Below are 7,833 nucleotides of genomic sequence, written 5' to 3' on the forward strand. Positions count from 1 at the left end.
TTGTACGAACCATTGTCAGGGTGTCCACTCCCAGGGGGGAGCCTCAACATCGCCAAGGCGGCGGGCGTCGGCCCCGGCACCCTGTACCGGCACTTCCCCAACCGCGACGACCTGGTGCTCGCGGTGATCGACGACGGCCTGCTGGCACTCGCCGAGCAGGCCGAGGCTCTCCTAGGATCCACAGAACCCGTTGCGGCGCTTCAGGGTTGGCTCAACGACTACGTCACGCAGGCCGGTCTGTTCGACGGCTTGGCGCGCACGCTGGTGGACCCCGAGGCCGGCGACGACACCACGTGTAAGCGCAGTAAACGCGCCGGGGCGGCGCTGCTGGAGCGCGCCGTCGCGACCGGCGACGTCCGCGACGACCTCTCCGGCGATGACCTCCTCGACATGGCCACCGCCATCGCGTGGCTCGGCGAGCACGGTCGCGGCGCCGAGCAGCGATCCCGGCTGCCGTCGTCGGCGTGCTACTCAGCTTCCTGACCTTCGGCGTCGGGTTCGCCGCGCGTCCTCTCGGCGGCATCCTCGCCGGCCACCTCGGCGACAGGCACGGCCGAAAGCCGGTCCTGGTGATGGCGCTGCTGGTCATGGGCGCTGCCACCGTCCTGATCGGCCTGCTGCCGACCTACGACCAGATCGGTGTCCTCGCACCGATCCTGCTCGGCGTCATCCGCATTCTTCAGGGCATCGCGTTCGGCGCCGAATGGGGCGGTGCCATCCTCATGACCTTCGAGCACGCGCCGTGGCGTAAACGCGGCCAGTACACGGCGATTCCGCAGGCCGGAGTTCCGCTGGGGTTGCTGTTGGCCAACGTCGCGTTCCTGCTGTCGGCCTCGCTTCCCGGCGACCTGGCCTGGCGGGTGCCGTTCCTGCTGTCCACGATCCTGATCGTGGTCGGCATCGTGATCCGCCTCAAGGTCGAGGAGTCGCCCGAGTTCACCGACGCGAAGGAGCAGGGCTCCCTCGCCAAGCGGCCGATCATCGAGGTGCTCAAGGACGACTGGCGCACGGTGCTGCGCATCATCGCGCTGCGGTTGGCTGAGACCGGCGGCTTCTACATCATCGTGACGTATCTGCTCTCGTACCTGACGACGAACGACTTGGCCACCCGCACAACCGGTTTGACCGGCTTGATCATCGCCACGATCCTCGCGATCGGGATCTGTGCGCTAGTCGGCGTGCTCACGGACAAGTACGGTCGTCGGGTCGTCTACGGCGTGGGGTGCTGCCTGATGATCGTCGTGGCGTTCCCGATCTTCCTGCTGGTGAACACCGGCGTCGCGCCGATGATCATCATGGCCTATGTCATCGGGATCTCGATCGTCCACGCCATCCTCATCGGCACCCAGGGATCGTGGTTCTGCGAGTTGTTCAACACCCGAACGAGGACCTCCGGAGCGTCACTCGGGTATCAGCTCGCAGCCACGGTAGGCGGCTTCGTGCCGTTCACCGCCGGCGCGCTGGCTGTCGCCTTCGGCTGGAGCGGTGTGGCCGTCCTCTACCTCGTGTTCGGCGCGATCGGCCTGCTCGGCGTGGTGCTGACGCGGGACACCTGGGACAAGGCCGAACGCGACCGCGTCGAGGCACTCACTGCGGCTGAGCCGCTGCCCGAGGTACATGGAGCCGCGGGCGACCGCTGAACCCGTTAGCAGGGACGGTGCGGGGCATCGTCGGGGCGCAGAGCCCCGGCGGTGCCTCGACGCCGTTTACGGGTGTCAGCGAAAAGGCTCACCCTGAATAAGAATTCTGAATAATTCAACGGCGACATTCCCCGTCGGTACAGCTGAACGATGCATTCCCTACCATGCATTATGCGACTATTATCCGCACCGAGAAACGTCTTGCGCTGTCGATCGCGCCTCCGGTAGAAGTTTATATGCACGACAAATTTCAGTTCATTTAAACGATCTCGAACGGCATCACGATCATGCCGTTGTAAGATGTCGCAGCAAGGAATGGAACATGACGCAGATTGCATGGATCGGTCTCGGCAGAATGGGATTGCCGATGGCCTCGCACTTGAAGGCCGCCGGCCACGACGTGCTCGGCATCGAGAACTACGCGGCGGCCGCCGAGCGCGCCCGCGCGGCCGGGTTCGCCGTATCGGAGACCCTCGAGGCGGCCAACGGCGCCGAGGTGATCTTCTCCATGCTGCCGACCGCCGCCGATGTCCGCTCGGTGTACCTCGGTGCCGACGGACTGTTCGCCTCGCTGCGGCCCGGCACGATCGTCGTCGACAGTTCGACTATCGACGTCGCCACGGCGCGCCTGCTCGCCGAGGACGCCGCCGCCCATCAGCTGCGCTTCCTGGATGCGCCGGTCTCCGGTGGCGTGAAGGGCGCAGAGGCCGCAACGCTGACGTTCATGGTCGGCGGAGACAAGGACACGCTCGAGGCCGTCATGCCCATCCTGGAGCCGATGTCCGGCCGCGTCATCTCCGCCGGAGGTGCCGGCACCGGTCAAGCCGCCAAGATCGTGAACAACATGATCATGGGCGTCAGCACAGCTGCGACGTGCGAGGGCATCCTGCTGGCCCAGCGCATCGGGCTCGATCCGAGCGTCTTCTTCGAGATCGCGACGACCTCGACGTGTGACAGCTGGGTGATTCGCACCCTGTTCCCCGCACCCGGAATCGTCGCCACGGCGCCGAGCTCAGACGGGTACGCGGCGGGGTTCATGACAAAGCTCATGGTGAAGGATCTGGCACTGGCGGTGGAAGCGGCCAAGCAGACCGCGACGCCGGCCACGGTGACGGAGACGGCGCTGGCCGCCTACGCGGATGCGATGAACAACGGCTTCGGCGAACTCGACTGCACGTCGCTGTACCTCTCGATGTCCGAGATCGCCGATGAGATGGCTCGGACCGCCGACTCGCAGGCCTCGGCGTAGCCCCCCGCTACGGCGCGGCCGGTCAGACCGTGGCCGCGCCGTAGTGGAGTACGTCGGCGAAGACGATCCGCTGGCTCCCCTCGATCAGCACGACGTCGGAGGCCGCCTGCCACCGTGCGAAATGGGCGGATCCCAGATGGCCGGTGCGGAACGCGTCCTCGTCGGTGTAGACCTCGTAGAAGTAGTACCTCGTCGGCGTCTCCACGTCACGGTGCACGTCGAACCTGAGGCAGCCCGGCTCATCGCGAACCGAGGACGCCGCGTTCGCCGAAATGGCGGCCACGAATTCGTCGATCTTGTCGGGCTGGACATCGACGGTGACGAACAATGAGTACATTCCGAAACTCCTCAATGATTGGTGTCGCGCGGGTTGCCGGTTGTCTCGCGGAACTACCGCAGGTAGTCCTCGTCGTCGACCTTGTCGAACCAGTCGACCGTGACGCCCTCGACGCTGTCCTGAATCGCGATGTGGGTCATGGTCTCCGACGACGTGGCGCCGTGCCAGTGCTTGACACCCGGCGCCGTCCAGATGACGTCACCGACGGTGACCTCCTGCTTCGGGCCGCCCCATTCCTGCACCCAACCGCTGCCCGCCGTCACCACGAGGGCCTGACCCGCCGGGTGCGAATGCCATGCGTTGCGAGCCGACGGGGGGAATGTCACCTGACTAGCGACCGTGTTGCTCGCCTCGCTGGCCTGGAACAACGGCTTGATCATCGCGTCGCCCGTGAAGTTCTCCGCAGGCGCGGGTCCCGCCGGCCGATCCTCGTCGCGTGAGATGTTCATCGTCATGAGTGCGTGTGTCCTCTCGTCTCGACCCACGGCTGAAATACCGTGGAAATCTTCACTTCTCAGTGGTTTCACTGCGCTGCCACGTGGGCGGCGCCTCAGCGCATGAGCTCGATCACGGCGCTGAAGTCCTTGTGCGCGTTGTCTTCGTTGAACTGCAGGTAGATCTCCGCCGCCAGGCTCCCCAGGGGTGCCCGCGTGCCGGCCGTGGCCACCGCAGCCATGGCCAAGCCCAGATCCTTGTGCATCAGCGCGGTCGCGAAGCCGGGCTTGAACTCACTGTTGGCCGGCGACGTCGGCACCGGACCGGGTACGGGGCAGTTGATTTCGACCGACCAGCAGTTGCTGGTCGCACCGGTGACCACGTCGTACAGGGACTGTGCCGAGAGGCCCAACTTCTCGGCGAGTACGAACGCCTCACCGACAGCGATCTGTTGAACACCCAGCATCATGTTGTTGCACAGCTTGGCGGCCTGACCCGTGCCCGACTGCCCCGTGTGAATGATCTTGCCCGCCATGGGCTCCAGGATCGGGCGGGCTCGTTCGACGGCGGCTTCCCGCCCTCCGACCATGAAGGCCAGCGTGCCAGCAGTCGCCCCGTTGACGCCGCCGGACACCGGCGCGTCGATCTGTTCCATGCCCAGTTCCTCTGCGCTGCTGTTGATCTCGCGCGCATCGGCCACCGAGATCGTCGATGTGTCGATGAACAGCGCCCCCGGTTTCGCAACGGGCAACGCCTCGGCATAGCAGGCGTGCACCACGGCACCGTTGGGCAGCGACGTGATCACGACGTCTGCACCTGCGACGGCATCGGCGCCCGCCGTGAAGACCGCGGCACCGTTGCGTTCCGCCGCGTCGCGCGCTGCGGACAGCGGGTCGAAGCCGCGAACGGTGTAGCCCGCCGCCAGCAGGTTCGCCGCCATGGGGCCGCCCATGTTGCCGAGGCCCAGGAATGCAACTGTCGTCATCGGTCGAGCCTTCCGCAGGGTTCGTGAGTCGCGGTTCCGCGAAGTGCGCATCGGATTTGTACCGCGCTTGATTAATTGCGCACGCCTGCACTTTATCCCGCCGCAATCGATAAATTAATCCGCGCAGAAGATTCGCATATAGTCCGCGCTATTCAGAATAACCGCTGTGCGCATTGGGATTTCGCATTCACGGGATGCCTGGTCAGGGTAGGCTTACTTGAACGTTCATGTAATGGTCGGTACGTTGGCTACGTGGAGATCGCCTTGGCCAACGCCCTCCGAGTCGCGTCGCTCGACGACCTGACACCCGACCGCCCGCATCCCGTCACCGTCGGTGGCGTGGACATCGTTCTCATCCGCCGGGGCGACGACGTGTCCGCTCTGCACGGTCGGTGCGGCCATCGCGGCGCACTGCTGAGCGACGGCCGCGTCGACGGCGATCACCTCGTCTGCGGGGTGCACGGCTGGCGCTACGACGCCGAGTCCGGCGTGTCACCCGTCAACCCCGCGGCGGCGCTGACCAAGTTCCCCGCCCGGGTGTCGGACGACGAGGTCTACCTCGACGAGTCGGCGGTCTCGGAGTTCACCCGCAGCGACCCGACGACCTACCCCGACGACGGCTTCCAGGGCCGCTGGATCAAACCGGCCGACTCCCCCGAGGAACCGTTCGTCACGCAGATCCACGAACTAGCGGCCCACGGCCTCGACAGGGTCGGCCACCACGGGCCGATGGCCGCCATGGGCGTGCCACGGGACCAACTGCCGAAGTGGGAGTCCATCCAGCTCGTCACCGGACAGTTGGCGCGGATGCCACTGCTGGAGGACGAGCCGGTCGCCACCGAAACCGTGATCGGCCCCGCGGCCGCACGTCCCCTGGTGCTCGACATCCCGCTGTTCGTCAGCGATATGAGCTTCGGTGCGCTCTCGGAAGAGGCCAAGATCGCCCTGTCGGCAGGCGCGCAACTGGCGGGTACCGGGATCTGCTCCGGCGAAGGCGGCATGCTTCCCGAAGAGCAGCAACACAATTCGCGGTACTTCTACGAACTCGCCTCGGCTCGCTTCGGCTGGAGCTTCGAGCATCTGCAGAAGGTGCAGGCGTTCCACTTCAAGGGCGGGCAGGGCGCGAAGACCGGGACCGGCGGGCACCTGCCGGGCAGCAAGGTGATCGGCAAGATCGCCGAGGTGCGCGGGCTGCCGGAGGGCACCGCCGCCATCTCTCCCGCCACGTTCCCCGACTGGACGTCGCTCGACCAGCTCCGGGATTTCACCGCTCAGGTCCGGGAGGTCTCCGGCGGCATCCCCATCGGATACAAGATGAGCGCCCAGCGGATCGAGCGCGATATCGACGCGGCCCTGGAGATCGGTGTCGACTACCTCATCCTCGACGGCCGCGGCGGCGGCACCGGTGCCGCGCCAACCCTGTTCCGCGACAACATCTCCGTGCCGACGATCCCGGCCCTCGCCAGGGCCCGACGACACCTCACCGCAGCCGCGGCCGACCACGTGACCCTCGCGGTCACCGGCGGGATTCGCACCGCCGCCGACATGGTCAAGGCGCTGGCACTGGGCGCGGACGCCATCGGGCTGTCCAACTCGGCGCTGCAGGCCATCGGCTGCGGCGGTGACGCGGGTCCCGTGGCGGGCGAGGATACCCAGATGCCGGGTCAGGGCCGTGCCGGCGATGGCGGTGCCGACGCTGACCAGCATCAAGATGGTGGCGGCACCGGCTGTGTATGCGGTGAACACTGCCAGCAGACCGCCCCATCCGCTGGTGGCCTGGGCCTGGGCGATCACCGCGAGCAGTACCCCGAAGGTGCAGGACAGTGACGCCAGGGCGTAGCCGATTCCGGCCGCGAGCACACCACCGGCTGTTGGGGAGTCCGGCCGATGACGCGTCCGGGCAGGCATACGCAGACCGATGGTGCGGCCGGTGAGCATGAAGCCGCCCAAGATGGCCAGGGTGAGCCCGATCGTGATCCCGAGCCAGGGAGCAGCCGTCACCAGGGTCCGGGCACCGGCACTGATCGCGATACCGGCGAGGGTGAGGGTGCCGGTGAACCCGATGGTCAGGACGGCCCCGGTGCGCAGTGCCCGGGCCAGCCGCACGAGCACCGCATCGGTGCCGCCGGTGGCGATGGTGCCGGTGATCCACGCCGGTAGCAGCGCGAACCCGCAGGGGTTGACCGGGGCGAGCATGCCAGCGGTAAACGCGAGCGCGAGCAGGTTCACCGTGCGGCGCTGCTGCCGAGGGCGGCCAGGATCTGATCCTGGGACGGGGCGTGGCCGCGGTAGCTGATCTGCCCGGACGGGTCGATGACGAGGGCGGTGGTCGGCGCGGTCACCTGGTAGCGGCTGGTCAGGGCCCCGTTAGTATCGACGACCGCGGGCAGGCTGGTGCCGCCGATCTGGTCCAGGAAGTGGCGAACATCGGCGGGTTTCTCGGTGGGGACGATGTCGACGGCTAGGAACTTGGCGCTGCCTCCGGCTTTCTCCACGGCCGCCCGAGCAGCGGCCAGGGATTTACCGCCGCCGACGCATTCGCCGCACCCGTAGGAGAAGAACAGGATCGCGGTCGGGGCGGCAGCGGGCAGTTCGACGGTTTTGCCGTCCACCGTGGTCAGTGTCGCCGCCGTCGCCTGGGTTGTGGCGTTGGCGTGTGGCGGTGAGGTCGGATTGCTGGTTGTGGCCGATTGGCCGCACGCGGTCAGCGCGCCCGCTGCCAGCATCACAGCCGTAACGCCCGCCCACCTGTGGGGTGTAAACGAACGCGTTTCAGACATTGTCGATGCTTCCTTTCGTCAGGTCGTCGAGCGTGTGCGTCGCGGGTGAATGGCTGTCGGCGGGACAGCAGTGATCGCCGCGTTGACCGCGGCGGGCGAAGGCGACCACAGCCGCCAGCAGCAGCGCGACGGCTGCCCCGATGACCCATGGATTCTCGAGCAGTCCACACACGGCGGCGAGCGCGCCGCCGGCGATCAGGACTGGCGCGGCGCAACACAGGGCCGTCACCAGCACCGCTGCCGCACCCAGCAGCACGGGATTTCTTCGTGGACGTTGATTCATTGATTTCTCCTCATCAGGTTGGGTGCGGCTGGTCAGCTGCAGCAGCCGGGGTGGGCAGTTGGCGGGGTATGGAGCTGGGTGAATCGTCCCGGGTTCCATGCACACCTTCTTTCCTGGGAAGGTG

The 7,833-nt window shown here is 66.9% G+C and carries 9 protein-coding genes and 1 pseudogene; 4 read left to right on the plus strand and 6 right to left on the minus strand.

The window, feature by feature from the left end; all coding sequences use genetic code 11:
- The 3 genes from QR64_RS06190 to QR64_RS06200 all read left to right on the plus strand — a co-directional run.
- Nucleotides 1-483: TetR/AcrR family transcriptional regulator (locus QR64_RS06190; protein WP_235367029.1), on the plus strand; the 483-nt coding region annotated here is incomplete at its 5' end.
- The gene (locus QR64_RS06195; RefSeq protein WP_052227215.1) at nt 465-1,640 is read left to right on the plus strand and encodes an MFS transporter; all 1,176 of its coding nucleotides are present in this window, start codon (nt 465-467) and stop codon (nt 1,638-1,640) included. The genes QR64_RS06190 and QR64_RS06195, both read left to right, overlap by 19 nt.
- Nucleotides 1,641-1,887: 247 nt before the next feature.
- Nucleotides 1,888-2,889, plus strand: a complete 1,002-nt coding sequence (locus QR64_RS06200; RefSeq protein WP_268814368.1) for an NAD(P)-dependent oxidoreductase — start codon at nt 1,888-1,890, stop codon at nt 2,887-2,889.
- A gap of 22 nt (nt 2,890-2,911) precedes the next feature.
- Here QR64_RS06200 and QR64_RS06205 read toward each other — a convergent pair whose 3' ends face one another.
- The 3 genes from QR64_RS06205 to mmsB form a co-directional block, all read right to left on the minus strand.
- The gene (locus QR64_RS06205) at nt 2,912-3,226 is read right to left on the minus strand and encodes a putative quinol monooxygenase (protein WP_039584550.1); all 315 of its coding nucleotides are present in this window, start codon (nt 3,224-3,226) and stop codon (nt 2,912-2,914) included.
- Nucleotides 3,227-3,279: 53 nt separating this feature from the next.
- Nucleotides 3,280-3,681 (minus strand): cupin domain-containing protein, encoded by a 402-nt coding sequence (locus tag QR64_RS06210; protein WP_200886487.1) that lies wholly within the window; start codon nt 3,679-3,681, stop codon nt 3,280-3,282.
- Nucleotides 3,682-3,776: 95 nt separating this feature from the next.
- The gene (gene mmsB / locus QR64_RS06215) at nt 3,777-4,757 is read right to left on the minus strand and encodes a 3-hydroxyisobutyrate dehydrogenase (protein WP_318025554.1); all 981 of its coding nucleotides are present in this window, start codon (nt 4,755-4,757) and stop codon (nt 3,777-3,779) included.
- 141 nt (nt 4,758-4,898) lie between these two features.
- On the opposite strand from mmsB, the gene QR64_RS06220 reads away from it, so the two are divergent.
- A complete protein-coding gene (locus QR64_RS06220; protein ID WP_084222291.1) occupies nt 4,899-6,473 on the plus strand; it encodes a glutamate synthase-related protein in 1,575 nt (524 codons plus the stop codon).
- On the opposite strand, the pseudogene QR64_RS25595 reads toward QR64_RS06220, so the two are convergent.
- From QR64_RS25595 to QR64_RS06230, 3 genes and pseudogenes are all read right to left on the minus strand, one after another.
- Nucleotides 6,390-6,842: pseudogene (locus tag QR64_RS25595) on the minus strand (cytochrome c biogenesis CcdA family protein); the annotation flags it as partial. The gene QR64_RS06220 and the pseudogene QR64_RS25595 overlap by 84 nt on opposite strands.
- A gap of 29 nt (nt 6,843-6,871) precedes the next feature.
- Nucleotides 6,872-7,372 (minus strand): TlpA family protein disulfide reductase, encoded by a 501-nt coding sequence (locus QR64_RS06225; protein ID WP_225433764.1) that lies wholly within the window; start codon nt 7,370-7,372, stop codon nt 6,872-6,874.
- A 46-nt stretch (nt 7,373-7,418) separates the two neighbouring features.
- Nucleotides 7,419-7,833 (minus strand): hypothetical protein (locus tag QR64_RS06230; RefSeq protein ID WP_318025553.1); only part of this gene is annotated, 415 nt, incomplete at its 5' end.

The sequence above is a fragment of the Rhodococcus sp. Chr-9 genome (genome assembly GCF_000801125.1).
Taxonomy (GTDB): domain Bacteria; phylum Actinomycetota; class Actinomycetes; order Mycobacteriales; family Mycobacteriaceae; genus Rhodococcus; species Rhodococcus pyridinivorans.

What these genes read in the sequence shown, in the direction of transcription:
- QR64_RS06205 (WP_039584550.1), bottom strand. Translation starts at nt 3,226, where the DNA reads ATGTACTCATTGTTCGTCACCGTCGATGTCCAGCCCGACAAGATCGAC.
- QR64_RS06210 (WP_200886487.1), bottom strand. Translation starts at nt 3,681, where the DNA reads ATGACGATGAACATCTCACGCGACGAGGATCGGCCGGCGGGACCCGCG.
- QR64_RS06225 (WP_225433764.1), bottom strand. Translation starts at nt 7,372, where the DNA reads ATGCTGGCAGCGGGCGCGCTGACCGCGTGCGGCCAATCGGCCACAACC.